The 12,479-nt window shown below is 71.6% G+C and carries 15 protein-coding genes and 3 pseudogenes; 10 read left to right on the forward strand and 8 right to left on the reverse strand.

Annotated elements, in window-relative coordinates; all coding sequences use genetic code 11:
* Positions 1-53 precede the first annotated feature (53 nt).
* Positions 54-818, forward strand: a complete 765-nt coding sequence (locus ABZW11_RS08175) for an NAD(P)H-dependent oxidoreductase (protein WP_355413962.1) — start codon at positions 54-56, stop codon at positions 816-818.
* A 3-nt stretch (positions 819-821) separates the two neighbouring features.
* Here the strand turns inward: ABZW11_RS08175 and ABZW11_RS08180 are convergent.
* Positions 822-1,007 (reverse strand): annotated as a pseudogene (locus ABZW11_RS08180) (rhodanese-like domain-containing protein); the annotation flags it as partial.
* Positions 1,008-1,031: 24 nt separating this feature from the next.
* On the opposite strand from ABZW11_RS08180, the gene ABZW11_RS08185 reads away from it, so the two are divergent.
* Complete coding sequence (locus ABZW11_RS08185; protein ID WP_355413964.1) at positions 1,032-1,580, forward strand: helix-turn-helix domain-containing protein; 549 nt, start codon at positions 1,032-1,034, stop codon at positions 1,578-1,580.
* On the opposite strand, the gene ABZW11_RS08190 is transcribed toward ABZW11_RS08185, so the two are convergent.
* Entirely contained in the window at positions 1,555-2,313 is a 759-nt protein-coding gene (locus ABZW11_RS08190) for a MerR family transcriptional regulator (RefSeq protein ID WP_355413966.1), read from the reverse strand. The genes ABZW11_RS08185 and ABZW11_RS08190 overlap by 26 nt on opposite strands.
* 40 nt (positions 2,314-2,353) lie before the next feature.
* A pseudogene (locus ABZW11_RS08195) lies at positions 2,354-2,500 on the reverse strand (SDR family oxidoreductase); the annotation flags it as partial.
* A 185-nt stretch (positions 2,501-2,685) separates the two neighbouring features.
* Here ABZW11_RS08195 and ABZW11_RS08200 point away from each other — a divergent pair.
* A complete protein-coding gene (locus ABZW11_RS08200; protein WP_355413968.1) occupies positions 2,686-4,146 on the forward strand; it encodes an FAD-dependent monooxygenase in 1,461 nt (486 codons plus the stop codon).
* Positions 4,147-4,384: 238 nt separating this feature from the next.
* Here ABZW11_RS08200 and ABZW11_RS08205 read toward each other — a convergent pair whose 3' ends face one another.
* Entirely contained in the window at positions 4,385-4,810 is a 426-nt protein-coding gene (locus tag ABZW11_RS08205; RefSeq protein ID WP_355414064.1) for a DUF5655 domain-containing protein, read from the reverse strand.
* Between ABZW11_RS08205 and ABZW11_RS08210 the strand changes: the two genes are divergently transcribed.
* Both ABZW11_RS08210 and ABZW11_RS08215 read left to right on the forward strand, forming a co-directional pair.
* On the forward strand, positions 4,768-5,244 hold the full coding sequence (locus ABZW11_RS08210; RefSeq protein WP_355413970.1) for a hypothetical protein: 477 nt from the start codon (positions 4,768-4,770) through the stop codon (positions 5,242-5,244). The genes ABZW11_RS08205 and ABZW11_RS08210 overlap by 43 nt on opposite strands.
* Positions 5,187-5,480: a Tn3 family transposase gene (locus ABZW11_RS08215; protein ID WP_355413972.1), complete on the forward strand. Its 294-nt coding sequence runs from the start codon at positions 5,187-5,189 to the stop codon at positions 5,478-5,480. The genes ABZW11_RS08210 and ABZW11_RS08215 overlap by 58 nt, the downstream gene beginning before the upstream one ends.
* Positions 5,481-5,489: 9 nt before the next feature.
* Here the strand turns inward: ABZW11_RS08215 and ABZW11_RS08220 are convergent, their stop codons facing one another.
* Positions 5,490-6,380, reverse strand: coding sequence for a LysR family transcriptional regulator (locus ABZW11_RS08220; RefSeq protein ID WP_355413974.1), 891 nt, complete (start codon positions 6,378-6,380; stop codon positions 5,490-5,492).
* A 120-nt stretch (positions 6,381-6,500) separates the two neighbouring features.
* On the opposite strand from ABZW11_RS08220, the gene ABZW11_RS08225 reads away from it, so the two are divergent.
* From ABZW11_RS08225 to ABZW11_RS08240, 4 genes are all read left to right on the forward strand, one after another.
* Positions 6,501-7,184, forward strand: a complete 684-nt coding sequence (locus ABZW11_RS08225; RefSeq protein ID WP_355414066.1) for an FAD-dependent oxidoreductase — start codon at positions 6,501-6,503, stop codon at positions 7,182-7,184.
* Positions 7,185-7,523: 339 nt separating this feature from the next.
* The gene (locus tag ABZW11_RS08230) at positions 7,524-7,664 is read left to right on the forward strand and encodes a hypothetical protein (protein ID WP_355413976.1); all 141 of its coding nucleotides are present in this window, start codon (positions 7,524-7,526) and stop codon (positions 7,662-7,664) included.
* Between the two features lie 33 nt (positions 7,665-7,697).
* On the forward strand, positions 7,698-9,302 hold the full coding sequence (locus ABZW11_RS08235) for an FAD-dependent monooxygenase (protein ID WP_355413978.1): 1,605 nt from the start codon (positions 7,698-7,700) through the stop codon (positions 9,300-9,302).
* Positions 9,292-9,693, forward strand: coding sequence for a VOC family protein (locus ABZW11_RS08240; protein WP_355413980.1), 402 nt, complete (start codon positions 9,292-9,294; stop codon positions 9,691-9,693). Before ABZW11_RS08235 ends, ABZW11_RS08240 begins: the two co-directional genes overlap by 11 nt.
* 381 nt (positions 9,694-10,074) lie before the next feature.
* Here the strand turns inward: ABZW11_RS08240 and ABZW11_RS08245 are convergent, their stop codons facing one another.
* The 3 genes and pseudogenes from ABZW11_RS08245 to ABZW11_RS08255 all read right to left on the reverse strand — a co-directional run.
* Positions 10,075-10,938 (reverse strand): aldo/keto reductase, encoded by an 864-nt coding sequence (locus ABZW11_RS08245; RefSeq protein WP_355413982.1) that lies wholly within the window; start codon positions 10,936-10,938, stop codon positions 10,075-10,077.
* A gap of 106 nt (positions 10,939-11,044) precedes the next feature.
* On the reverse strand, positions 11,045-11,185 hold the full coding sequence (locus ABZW11_RS08250; RefSeq protein ID WP_355414068.1) for a hypothetical protein: 141 nt from the start codon (positions 11,183-11,185) through the stop codon (positions 11,045-11,047).
* Between the two features lie 46 nt (positions 11,186-11,231).
* A pseudogene (locus ABZW11_RS08255) lies at positions 11,232-11,450 on the reverse strand (hypothetical protein); the annotation flags it as partial.
* A 104-nt stretch (positions 11,451-11,554) separates the two neighbouring features.
* Here ABZW11_RS08255 and ABZW11_RS08260 point away from each other — a divergent pair.
* The gene (locus ABZW11_RS08260; RefSeq protein WP_355413984.1) at positions 11,555-12,415 is read left to right on the forward strand and encodes a nitroreductase/quinone reductase family protein; all 861 of its coding nucleotides are present in this window, start codon (positions 11,555-11,557) and stop codon (positions 12,413-12,415) included.
* Positions 12,416-12,479: the final 64 nt, after the last annotated feature.

A 12,479-nucleotide genomic window follows, 5' to 3' on the forward strand; every position in this document is an offset into this window, starting at 1 on the left:
TTGTCCATCAGGCCAGTCGTGCGGGCGGGCGCCGCACGACCAGCATGGACGCCATGAACGTCCTCTGGATCCTCGCCCACCCCGAACCGCGCTCGCTCAACGGCCACCTCGCCGCGGAGGGGCAGCGCGCGCTCCGCGCGGAAGGCCACCGCGTCGAGGTGTCCGACCTGTACGCGATGGGGTGGAACCCCGTCGTCGACCCCGCCGGCTACGCCCACGACCCGGCCGATCGGTTCCAGGTCGCCGCCGCCGCGAAGCAGGCGTACGAGAGCGGCGTCCTGAGCCCCGACATCCGTGCCGAGCAGGAGAAGATCGACCGGGCCGACACCCTCGTCGTCCAGTTCCCGATGTGGTGGTTCGGGATGCCCGCCATCCTCAAGGGCTGGTTCGACCGGGTCTGGCACCAGGGCTACGCGTACGGGCTGCGCGGCCCGGACGGCGAGTGGATCGGCTACGGCGACGGTTTCCTCGCCGGCAAGCGCGCGATGGCGGTGGTGACCATGGGCGGGCCCGGCTGGTTCTACGGCGCGCGGGGCATCCACGGCGCCGTCGACGAGCTGCTGTTCCCGCTGCAGCACGGCACCCTGTTCTACGCGGGCGCGCAGGTGCTGCCCCCGGTGCTGATCTTCGGCGCCGACCGGTTCACGCCCGGCGAGGGCCGGACGGCGGCCAAGGAGCTGACCGAACGCCTGCTCGCCATCCCGGAGACCGAGCCGATCCCGTACCGGACGCAGAACGGCGGCGACTATGACGGGAACCTGGTCCTCCGGCCGGACGTGGCCCCTGACCTGACCGGGCTGCGGGCGCACACGGCATGATTCTCAGCAGTCGCACGTCACGGTCAGCTCATCCCCCTGACGTCGCCTGACCCCGTCGCGGGTGCGGACCGGGAGGTCCTCACGCACCCAGTACTCATATCCGCCGATCATCTCCTTGACCGGGTGGCCGAGCCTGGCGAACTCCAGCGCGGCCCTGGTGGAGCCGTTGCAACCAGGGCCCCAGCAGTAGGGTTCCGGCAGCGCCACCCGGCGGTGGACCTCGACCCCGACGTCCTCTACATCGACGACGGGCCGCTGCTCACCAGCGCCGGCAGCGCCGCAGGGCTCGACCTGTGCCTGCACGTCGTGCGCAGCGACTACGGCCCCGCGATCGCCAACGCGGTCGCCAGGCGGCTGGTGATCCAGCCCCACCGCGACGGCGGGCAGGCGCAGTTCATCGAGGCCCCGCTGCCCGCCGACCCGGCCGACGACCGCACCGCCCGCAGCATCGCGTGGGCCCTGGCGCACCTCGGCGAGGCGATCACCGTCGAGCGGCTGGCCGGGCAGGCCCACATGTCCGCCCGCACCTACCTGCGGCACTTCGCCCGCGCCACCGGCACCACCCCGATCCGGTGGCTGATCCAGCAGCGCGTCCAGGCGAGCCTCGCCCTCCTGGAGACGACGGCCACGCCGATCGAGAAGGTCGCCAGGGCGGTGGGCTTCGACACGGCCGTCCCCTACCGCCACCACTTCGCCGCCATCATGCGCACGTCGCCGTCGGCGTACCGGAACGCCTTCAGCGGGGCAGGCGGTCACCGATGAGGCGGATGGCGCGGCGGACCACCTCCGCCTGGGCAGGGGCCAGGCCGTCCAGGAACGGCTCGACCGCGTCGGCGCGCCAGCCGTCCTGCGTCTGGCCTGCCAGCACATGGTCCAGGCTGAACGCGGCCAGCTCCTCGGCCATCGGCCCCACCCGAGGATCATCGGGCCTCGCGCCGGCCAGATCGTCCAGCCTGCGGTAGAAGTCGTGGCCGCGCGCCGTCAGCTCGGGGTCGGCGGCCAGTGCGTCGAGCACGGTGAACGCCCGCCCGTCCGGCGTCTTGGAGGCGCTGTCGACCAGCACCAGCAGGTCGCGGTCCCAGGCCGCCGACGCCGAGGCCGGCACGTCGATGACCTTGAGGAACGACACCAGGTCGGGGGACGCGGTGTCGTCCGGGCCGAGCGTGCCGTCCTCGGCCCGGCGCAGCACCTCCGCCAGCCTGGCCCGCCGCAGGCGGATGTCGCGTTCCTGCGCGGCCAGGTCGGCGTCGATCTCGGCGAGGATCTCGGGCAGCTCCCTGGAGCGCTCCTCGGCCATGACGTCGCGGATCTCGTCGAGGCTGAGTCCGAGCCCCACCAGCCGGCGTACGCGGGCCAGGGCGATGGCGTCGCGCATGCCGTACTCGCGGTAGCCGTTGGCCAGGCGCGGCGGCTCCGGCAGGACGCCCTGGTGGTGGTAATGGCGCACGGTCCGGGTGGTCACCCCGAGTAGCGCGGCCAGCTCTCCGATCCGCATGACCCCTAGTTAAGACCTTGACGCGGCGTCAAGGTCAAGCTCAGATCTGGTTGAGGCCGCCGTCCACGTACAGATTGGAGCCGGTGACGAAGCTGCTCTGCCCACTGGCCAGGAAGAGCACGGCGGCGGCGACCTCGTCCGGGCTGCCGAGCCGGCCCAGCGGCACCTGCGCCGCCAGGTTCCGCTGCCGTGTAAAGCGTTGGACGGGCCGGTGGCCTGGCCTGTAGCGTGCCGGTGACCGTGACCCGGCCGGAGGAGGTGAGACCCATGAACGCTGTAGCGACGTGGGCGCTCCGCCCTCCCGCCACGGTCAGGCGGCCGACGTAGGTGCGCCGGGAGCGCCGCCACAGGCACTCCCGAAAGGCACCACAGATGCACACTTCCCCCTACGACGTCGTCATCGCCGGCTGCGGGCCCACCGGCGCGATGCTCGCCGCCGAGCTGCGGCTGCACGACGTACGGGTCCTCGTCCTGGAGCAGGACACCGAGCCCGGGTCGATGGTCCGCGTCGTCGGCCTGCACATCCGCAGCCTGGAGCTGATGGCCATGCGGGGTCTGCTCGACCGCCTGCTCCCGCACGGCCGGCGCCGCCCGGCGGCCGGTTTCTTCGCCGCCATTCCCGCGCCCCCGCCCGAGGGCCTCGACTCCCCGTACGCCTACCTGCTCGGCATCCCGCAACCGGTCATCAACCGCCTGCTGGAGGAGCACGCCGTCGCGCTGGGCGCCCACGTCAGGCACGGTCGCGCGGTGACCGGCTTCGAGCAGGACGACGACGGCGTGACCGTCGAGTTGTCCGGCGGCGAGCGGGTGCGCTCGCGCTACCTCGTCGGCTGTGACGGGGCGCGCAGCACCGTACGCAAGCGGCTCGGCGTCGCCTTCCCCGGCGAGCCCTCGCACAACGACACGCTCATGGGCGAGATGGAGGCCGGCGTGCCGCAGGAGGAGATCGCCGCCACGGTCGCCGCGGTCGCCGGGTCCCACCGGCCCTTCTGGATCAGGCCCTTCGGCGAGGGCGCGACGTACAGCGTCGTCGTCCCGGCGGCGGACGTCAGCGACCGTACGGAACCGCCCACCCTCGACGACTTCCGGCGGCAGTTGCGCGCCGTCGCGGGCACCGACTTCGGCGTGCACGCGCCGCGCTGGTTGTCCCGCTTCGGCGACGCCACCCGCCTCGCCGACCGCTACCGGGTGGGGCGGGTGCTGCTGGCCGGGGACGCGGCGCACATCCATCCGCCGTTCGGCGGGCAGGGACTCAACCTGGGCGTCCAGGACGCGGTCAACCTCGGCTGGAAGCTCGCGGCGCAGATCCGCGGCTGGGCGCCGGACGCCCTCCTCGACACCTATCACGCCGAACGCCACCCGGTGGCCGCCGATGTGCTGGACAACACCCGCGCCCAGGCGGAGCTGGCCTCCCCTGAGCCGGGCCCGCGCGCGGTGCGGCGGCTGCTCACCGAGCTGGTGGCCTTCGACGAGGTCAACCGACACCTCATCGAGAAGACCACCGGCCTCGCCGTGCGCTACGACTTCGGCTCCGGCCCCGGCCTGCTCGGCCGCCGCCTGCCCGACCTGGAGCTGAAGCGGGGCCGCCTCTACCCCCTGCTGCACCGGGGCCGCGGCCTGCTGCTCGACCGCACAGAACGCCTCACCACCGGCGCCTGGTCGGACCGCGTCGATCAGCTCACGGATCCGGGGGCGGCGCTGGACGCCCCGTGCGTCCTGCTCCGCCCGGACGGCCACGTCGCCTGGATCGGCGACGACCAGCGGGACCTGGACGACTGCCTCACACGCTGGTTCGGCGCGCCCGTCACACCCGGCCGGGAAGCCGGGCGGTGACCTCCTGCAACCCCCAGCCGTCGCCGTCCGGGTCGCTGCACGACAGGGACGAGCCGTAGGGCCGGCCGGCGAAACCGGTCAGGCGCCCACGGGCTGGCACAGGGGCCTTGGCGTTCCTGCTGCGCTCGTCGGCCAGCCCCTCGGCGCGGCCGGCGAGCCCTCCAGCGGCCGGATGCCCGAGTCGCCGACCCCCGCGTGGCGATGGCGGGAACGCTGCCCTTACCGCGCGTGACCTGCCTCACGTGAGCAGGTGACGACCCTGCCCCACGTCGTACGCTTCCCGCAGCCACCCGGCGAACTCATCGTCCAGCTGCTCGGGCCCGGTGATGCGGAAGGCATGGACGAACAGGCGTTTCGTGTACGGCGACACGCTGGTGAAACGCGGGTCCTCGACGACGCGCTGCAGGTCCATGTAGCCACGCAGCCCCCGGGCGTCGGGACGGGCACCGGCGAAGCCGCGGCGGGTCCCCTTGAGGGTGATCATGCTCTTGGAGACGGCGTAGGTGAAGGGCCCGAAGCCCTGAGCGAGGTCGATGAAGCGGTGATATAAGGCCACGGACTCGTCGGGCTTGCCGCAGTCCTGAGGGCCGATGAGGGATATGCGCGTGGCGGGGCCGGGCGATGCGGATGTATCCCTCGGATTTCGCGGCCTGCTCGGCGCCAGTGCGTTACACGCTGCCGGCGGCGTTGTGCTGGACCCGGCAGGCCGAACTGGTGGACGGGCTGGTGGAAGTGTTGATCGGGCTGATCCACCGGATCAACGCCCGTGCCGAGCGGCGGGTGGAGCAGGAACTGATCGGTCAGCTCGCCGCGGTGCCCGGCAAGCGCGGCATCTTCACCACGATGGTGAACGCCGCGCTGAGCAAGCCCGATGAGACGGTCCGGCAGGTGGTCTTCCCTGCGGTGCCGGGCGGGGAGAAGACGCTGCGGGCGCTGGCCAAGGAGCCGATGGCCACCGAGCGCGTGGTCGCCCAGCGGATCCGCCACTGTATCTCAGCGACGAGCAGCTACGCCGGGAGACCAACAGCGGTCTGCAGGTCGTGGAGAACTGGAACAGCGCCAACGACAAGATCTTCTACGGGCGCGAAGGCGTGCTGACCGTGGCCGACCGTGAGCACGCCGAGGTGTCCATGCTCACCTTGCACCTGCTGCAGTCGGCATTGGCGTTCACTGATACCCAGCTCCTTCAGGACGTTCTGCGAGATCCACAAGGGGCCGGCAAGCTCACCGAGGAGAACCGGCGAGCCCTCAGCCCCGCTGTTCCGGGCTCACGCGAACCCCTACGGCCGGTTCCGGCTGGACATGACACCCGGCTCGACTTCGCCACGGTCTGAACGGGCTCTTCAGGCCGACGGGAGAGGGCCCAGGTCGCGGATGATCCCGGCCAGAGCCCGGATGGGCTCGCTCTCCGCCTCGCTGCGCCACACCAGCGCGTACGGCAGCGGCTCCAGGTCCCTGACCGGCAGGTAGGCGATGTCAGGCCGTGCCCAGTAGCGGCTGACATGGGCGGGGAAGAGCACGACGAGTCCGTCCATGCTGGCGAGGGTCATGGCCTCTTCCGCGTCGCGGACCACGGGGCCCCGCTCGATCTGACGGCCCCGGTGGGTGAGGCGCGGAGCGTAGGCGTCGAACCAGTAACCGGGGCCGGTGTCGGCGTGCGGGTGCTGAAAGTCGGAGATCGTCTCCAGCGAGACCGACGCGCGCCCGACGAGCTGGTGGTCGGCGGCGACGGCCAGCACGCGCTGCTCGGCGAACACGACCGGCCCCACGGTGAGGTCGGGTTCGTCGACGGGCAGCCAGCTCACCAGGACGTCGATATCGCCGCGCCGCAGCGCGGGAAAGGCTTCGCCCAGCTGTGCCTTACGGATGCGCAGCTTCCATCGCGGGTGGCGGAGGCGGAAGACGTCCCAGTAGGGGCGTAGGTCGTAGGCGTTGAGGGGGAGCATGCCGACGCGCAGCGTGCCGGTGATGCCCTGACCGGCGAGCTGGGCGCGTTCCACGCTCTCCTTCAGCCCGGCATACAGCGGACGCAGGTCGTCCCGGAGCTGACGCCCCACCTGGGTCAGCCGGACCGTGCGGTTGTTGCGCTCGAACAGTGCGGCGCCGACCTGCCGTTCCTGCTTCTGGATCGCCTGGGTGACCCGGGCGGGCGACAGGCACAGCCGGGCGGCGGTCCGGCCGAAGTGCAGCTCCTCGGCCAAGGTCAGGAAGATCTCGATGTCCCGCAGTTCCACGCCTGACCTGCTCCGTCCACTTCCACTGAAGGTGATCTTTCGGTGTTCGTCATTGTTCCGGGTGTCACCGTACTTGATCCTCGATTCGTACGATTCGCCGCTGGTCGAGGGAGCACGTGGATGGACGTCCTTGTTTGCGGTGCCGGCGTCGCCGGGGCCGCCCTGGCGTACTGGCTGCGCCACCACGGGTTCATCCCGACGGTGGTGGAGCGCGCGCCCGGAGTGCGCGCGAGCGGGAGGTCGAGTACGTCTTCGACGACTCGGTCGCCACCCTGGAGCAGGCCGACGCCGACGTGCGGGTCACCTTCGACCGCGGCCGGCCGCGCCGCTTCGACCTGGTGGCCGGCGCTGACGGGCTGCTCTCGCGCACCCGCTCGCTGGCCTTCGGGCCGCAGGAGCGCTTCGTCCGGCACCTGGGCCTCTACACGGCGGTCTTCGGCCTACCCAGTCGGCTCGGCGCCGAGGCCGGCGGCCAGGTCCACCGCGTACCGGGCAAGGCGGCCGGGGTGCTCGCCACCCGCGACGGCGCCCGAGCCCGTGCGGTGCTGCACTTCGCCTCCGGGCCGCTGGCCTACGACCGCGACGACGCCGGGCAGCACAAGCGCATCGTGGCCGAGCGGTTCGCCGGCGGAGGCCGGCTGGTCAGGCGCCTGCTGGAGGAGATGTGGGAGGCGGAGGATCTGTTCTTCGAGGCGAACGCCCAGGTCGAGATGGACCGCTGGTTCTCCGGCCGGGTGGTGCTGGTCGGGGACGCCGGTTACTGTGCGGCGCCGGCCTCGGGTCGCGACGCCTCCCAGGCGTTGATCGGCGCCTACATCCTGGCCGGCGAACTGGCCACCGGCGGCGGCCACGCGGAGGCGTTCGCCGCCTACGAGCGGGAAATGCGCGGCTTCGTCGCCGAGCATCAGCAGATGGGGCGAGAAGGCGCCGACCAGTTCTTCCTGGGCCCACCTCCGGAGGAGCTCGGCCGCACGACGGTGGCCCGCCCTCACCTCGTACGGCTCAGGAACTACGCTCCCGGCTTCGCCGGGGAGCGGCCGTCACCTGGCCGGGCTGACCGCTGACAGGCCCCTCCGCAAGAGGAACGCACGAACGCCGGATCGGAAGGACCCGGCGGACCATTCATGACGAAAGGACAAGATCATGCCAATTGGCAGGAACGGGGGGGCGGTGACACGGGTGCGCTGGTCGCCGCCATGCACGCACACCTGGCCGGCCATCACCTCGCCCGCGGCGCGGGCGGCCGGCATGTACGCGGCGAAGGGCCGCCTGGCTCCCGGCTGACACCTCCGTCCCGACACGATTGAGAGATCATCGATGATGAAGCACCACGATGCCACCCAGCCCGCGGAAGAAGAGCGGCCGTCGGGGAATGCCGACGTGATCATCGTGGGGGCCGGCCCGACCGGTCTCATGCTGGCCGCCGAACTACGCCTGGCCGGAGTGCGGCCCCTGGTCCTGGAACGGCAGCCGCGCCCCCGCGACACCCCCAAAGCCGGCGGCCTGGGCGGCCAGATCCTGGACCTGCTGCGCCACCGAGGCTTGCTGGACCGTTTCGAAGCGGCCTGCACCGGCCCGATGCCCGCCCCCCGGTTCCCGTTCGGCGGGGTGCACCTGGACTTCACCCGGATGCCGGATCCCCCGATGCACGCCCTGCCGCTGCCGCAGCAACTGCTGGAGCGGTTGCTCGGCGAACGCGTCGGCGAACTCGGCGTGGACCTCCGCCGCGGGCACGAAGTGATCGAGGTGAGCCAGGACGACGACGCGGTGACCGTGGACGTGCGCGGCCCGGACGGACCGTACCGGACGAGCAGCCGGTACCTCGTCGCATGTGACGGCGCGCGCAGCCGCATCCGCGACAGGGCCGGCATCCCGTTCCCCGGCACCACCTATCCCGAGGTCAACCGGCTGGCCCAGGTCACGCTGCCCGACACGGTCACCGTTCTCGGCAACGGCGATCTCGACGTTCCCGGCTTCGGCACCATCCGGGCCGGATTCACCCGCACCGACCAGGGCCTGCTCGGCGTCGGCTCCTCACCCGGCACCCGGTCCGTCTCCCTCTACACCATCGAGGACGAGACCACCGAATACGACGACGACGTCCCAATGACCCTCACCGAACTGCAGGACAGCATCCACCGCGTGCTCGGCGTCCACCTGCCGCTGGCCGGATCGACCCGCCTGTCGCGCTTCACCTTCAAGGCCCATCAGGCCGAGCGCTACCGCGAGGGCCGCATCTTCCTGGCCGGTGACGCGGCGCACCTGTTCCCCGCCACCGGAGTGGCGCTCAACGCCGGCATGCTGGACGCGGTCAACCTGGCCTGGAAGCTCGCCGCCGACCTGCACGGCACGGCCCCGGCCGGCCTGCTGGACACCTACCACACCGAACGCCATCTCGCCGGCGCCCGCACCATGCTGCACACCCGAGCGCAGGTGGCCCTGCGCCGCGGGCACGACGCAGCCGCCGAAGCGCTCCGGGAGATCTTCACCGAACTGCTCTCCGACGAGCAGCCGCTGCGCCGCATGGGAGCCCTCGTCGCCGGCATCGACATCCGCTACCCGATGCCCGGCACCGGACATGCTCCGCTGGCCGGCACCTTCGCCCCCGACCTCACCCTGCACACCGATGAAGGCGTCATCAGCGTGGCCGAGCTCATGCGCACCGCCCGGCCCGTCCTGCTCGACCTGGCCGACCGCCCAGAGCTCCGCCAGGCCGCCTGGGAATGGCGGCATCTCCTCGACGTCCACACTGCCAAGACCGCCGACCGGCCGGCCGACGCCCTGCTGATCCGCCCGGACGGCCATCTCGCCTGGGCCGCCGGCCTGGACGAACCTGCGGACACCGCCACGCCTTCGCTGCGTGCGGCACTCTCCGCATGGTTCGGAACGCCTTCGAACACCGGAGAGAGACATGACAAGTAGATTCACCGAGTTGACCATCGACTGCCACGACCCGGAGAGAGTCGCGGCCTTCTGGTGCGAGGTTCTGGACTTCGAAGTGATCGACCGCAACGAAGGCAAGGTCGAGATCGGCTCCTGGGAGCCGACCATCGAGCAGGTGCTCACCCGCCAGATGCCGCCCACCCTGCAGTTCATTCAGGTGCCCGAGGGCAAGACCGTGAAAAACCGGCTCCACCTCGACGTCAGCCCGATCGACGGCAGCACCGACGACGAGGTGACCAGACTGCTCGGTCTCGGCGCCGTCCAGAGAGATGTGGGCCAAGGCCCAGACCGACGCTGGGTGGTCATGGCCGACCCCGAGGGCAACGAGTTCTGCGTCGTGCGCACCCTGGCGGTGACGCACCACAGTTAGCGCCCCTGTTCCTGCCACACCGTCGTCGTGCTGAGATGCCCCGGGCCTCGTGATCTTGTCTCGTGGACATGGCCGGCGGCGATGTCGTCGGGTGGGTCGGTGTACAGGCTTCGCCTGGAACGGCAACCTCGCCGCCGACGCCTTCCTGGCCACCCCGCGCACGGCCCACCCCAAAACCCATCGTGCCTACGCCTCCGCGATCGAGGGCCTGTTCTCGTGGGCGGGCACGATGATCTACGCGGCCACGGGCCGGCGGGCCTTCGCCGGCGGCGGCGTGCCGGCGACGCTGAGCGCCGTGCTGCACGCCGAGCCCGACCTGTCCGGGCTGGCCGAGCCGCTGCGCGGCGGTGCTCGCCGGACGTGCGGGCCGGATCGGCTCGGTCAGCTGACGGCGGCCGACAGCTCGGCGACGTCGTCGTCGGTCAATTCGAGGCCGGCGGCGGCGACGTTCTCCTCCAGGTGGGCGATCGAGGAGGTGCCGGGGATCGGCAGCATCACCGGGGAGCGGCGCAGCAGCCACGCGAGCGCGAGCTGCGACGGCGTGGCCGACAGCCGCGAGGCGATCGCGTCGAGCGGCCCGCCCGGCTTGACCAGCCCGCCGGTGGCCAGCGGGAACCACGGGATGAACCCGATCTGGTTGCGCTGGCAGTAGTCGAGCACGCTCTCGGCGGAGCGGTCGGCCAGGTTGTAGAGGTTCTGGACGGTGGCGATCGGGGCGACGGCGCGGGCCTGCTCGATCTGCTCGACGCTGACCTCCGAAAGGCCGATGTGGGCGATCTTGCCTTCGTCCTGGAGCGCTTTGAGCTCGCCGACCTGGTCCTCGAGCGGCACCTCGGGGTCGACGCGGTGGAGCTGGAGCAGCGGGATGCGCTCGAGCCCGAGTATGCGCAGGCTCATCTCGCACTGCTGGCGCAGGTAGGCGGGCCGGCCGACGGGGGTCCACTGGTCGGGACCCTGCCGGGTGAGTCCGGCCTTGGTGGCGATGACGATGCCCTCGTCGTACGGCGCGAGCGCCCGCCGCAGCAGCGGTTCGGCGACCAGCGGGCCGTAGGAGTCGGCGGTGTCGAAGAGCGTGACGCCGAGCTCGGCCGCGCGGCGCAGCACGCGGACCGCCTCGTCCTCGTCGGCCGGAGGCCCCCACACTCCTTTCCCGGTGAGCTGCATGGTGCCGTAACCGAGCCGGTTGACGGGAAGAACGTTCTCGATCGTGAACTGACCGGCCGCGTCGGCCCGCACAGAGGTCATGGCGCTTTCCTTTCTCCGCTGGCCCGCCGAGGCCGCAGGCGTGCTGGGTGGGCCTGCCCCGTGGGTCCGCGTCCTATCTCAACCTCGGGCAAAACCATGCCACCGATCACGGCCGGATGCCGATCACCACCTCCTCGCCGGTCACCTCGCGGCCTTCGCCGTCGACGAACGCGACGTGCACCGGCTCGCCGGTGGAGCGTCGCCTGCGCAGGGCCGAGGGCCCGGACGGGCGGGGGGCGGTGCTCATCGCCCCACTGCTGCAGCGCGCCCAGCACCACCTGCAGGTCGGCGCCGGCCGGGGTGAGGTGGTAGCTGCGGCGCTGTCTGCTGCCCGGCTCCTGATAGGTGTACGTCCGCAGCACCCCGGCCGCGACCAGCGACCGCCGAGGACCGAGATCGGTTGACAGACTCCGGCCGATATGAGCGTAATGACGGTCGCGTCGCGTGTCGCCGGCCGGGAGGACGGTCGCGGCATGGAGGCGCCGAATCAAGGGGGATGACGCCGTGGACACTCACACCATCGGTCGTGCCTGAGCACACCGCACCCGTGCGTCTTCCCATGCCTGTTGCGGTGTCGTAAGCACCCGCGCGCCGGCATGTCCGCGCGGGTCGAAGCATGTCCAAGACATCGATCATCAGGGAGCCTTCTTTCAGCATGCCGGAAAACTTCAACCAGCAGGTCATCGACGAGTTCCGAGCCAACCGCGGCCAGGTCGGCGGCCCCTTCGAGGGCGGCAGGCTACTGCTGCTGACCACCATCGGCGCCAAGTCCGGCGCCCCGCACACCACTCCGCTCGGCTACCTGCCCGATCAGGACCGTGTGCTCGTCATCGCCTCGGCCGGCGGCTCGCCCAAGCACCCGGCCTGGTACCACAACCTGCGCGCCAACCCCCGGGTCACCGTGGAGGACGGCATCTTCACGTACGCGGCCGACGCCGTCGTCCTGGAGGGCGAGGAGCGCGACCGCGCGTTCGCCCGCGCCGTCGAGATGGACCCGGGCTGGGCCGCCTACGAGGAGCGCTCGGGCCGCACGCTGCCGGTCGTGGCGCTCGTGCAGGCCGAGTTCGGGCCGCCGGCCGGGCGGCGCATGGGCGACGCGCTCAAGGACATCCACGACGTCTTCCGCCGCGAGCTGGCCCTGATCCGCAGGGAGGCCGCCGCCTCGGGGCCGCGCCTGGCCGCGCAGCTGCGGATCAACTGCCTGACCATGTGCGCGGGGCTGCACATGCACCACTCGCACGAGGACAACGGCCTCTTCCCGGCCCTGGAACGGCAATATCCGGAGCTGGCTCCCGCGATGCGGCGGCTGCGGGCCGAGCACGAGGTGGTGGCGCGGCTGCTGGAGGAGCTCAAGTCACTGCTGTCGGCCGACGACGTCGCGCCCGCCGACCTGATCGCGGGCGTGGACCGGCTCACCAAGGAGCTGGAGACCCATCTCGACTACGAGGAGCAGCAGCTCGTCGCCCTGCTGAACTGACGCGGACGTCCGGCGTGCCCCTGTGACATGAGGGACACGCCGGACGTATGCTGACGTTGCGTCC

The organism is Nonomuraea sp. NPDC004580, from assembly GCF_040609855.1.
In the GTDB taxonomy this organism is placed as follows: domain Bacteria; phylum Actinomycetota; class Actinomycetes; order Streptosporangiales; family Streptosporangiaceae; genus Nonomuraea; species Nonomuraea salmonea.